The 562-nt window shown below is 72.1% G+C and carries 1 protein-coding gene and 1 pseudogene; one reads left to right on the top strand and one right to left on the bottom strand.

Annotated features, from left to right (window positions below; translation table 11 throughout):
* Positions 1-214, bottom strand: a 214-nt coding sequence (locus GVL52_RS28335; protein ID WP_244619329.1) for a response regulator, incomplete at its 3' end; no start/stop codon positions are given.
* Positions 215-361: 147 nt separating this feature from the next.
* Between GVL52_RS28335 and GVL52_RS28330 the strand changes: the two are divergent.
* Positions 362-562: pseudogene (locus tag GVL52_RS28330) on the top strand (hypothetical protein); the annotation flags it as partial.

Genomic DNA, 562 nt, shown 5'->3' with positions numbered 1-562 from the left:
CCCGGGGCATCTGCACGTCGAGCAGACCCAGGTCCGGCTTGAGCGCGAGGTGCAGCGAGAGGGCCGCCTGGCCGTCGGGCGCATGCACCGTGCGCAGCCCGTCGCGGGCCAGGTAGGCCGCGAGGATTTCCGCGATCTCGGGCTCGTCTTCGGCGATGAGCACGAGCGCATGGGAGGCGGATTCCGGAAAGAGGCGCAGGGGTGGTGTGGACACGGGTCGCACTCTATCCAAGTTTTTCCGCTCCATCGCATCTCCACACAACGCCGAACGCATCGCAGCGGCCGAACGCCACAGTCGCACCTTTTTCACGGGCCGCTGGCGCTCCGCGCGGCGGTCGGACAGGGAAAGGACCCTTTCGAGATGCAGATACCGATGCGACGCTGCCGCGCGATCGCGGCCCCGGCCGCCGCGGCCATCGCTGCGCTGGCGCTGGCCGGATGCGGCCGCACGGAGGCGCCCGAGGCTGCCGCGCCACCGCCCCGGGTGTCGGTCGTCGCCCTGGTGCCCGCCGATGTCACCGTGGCCGACGTGCTGTCCGGCCGCGTCGCGGCGGTGCGCACC

The sequence above is a fragment of the Rhizobium sp. 18055 genome (genome assembly GCF_902706285.1).
GTDB lineage: Bacteria > Pseudomonadota > Alphaproteobacteria > Rhizobiales > Rhizobiaceae > Rhizobium.
This window is presented reverse-complemented; position numbering and strand designations above follow the sequence as displayed.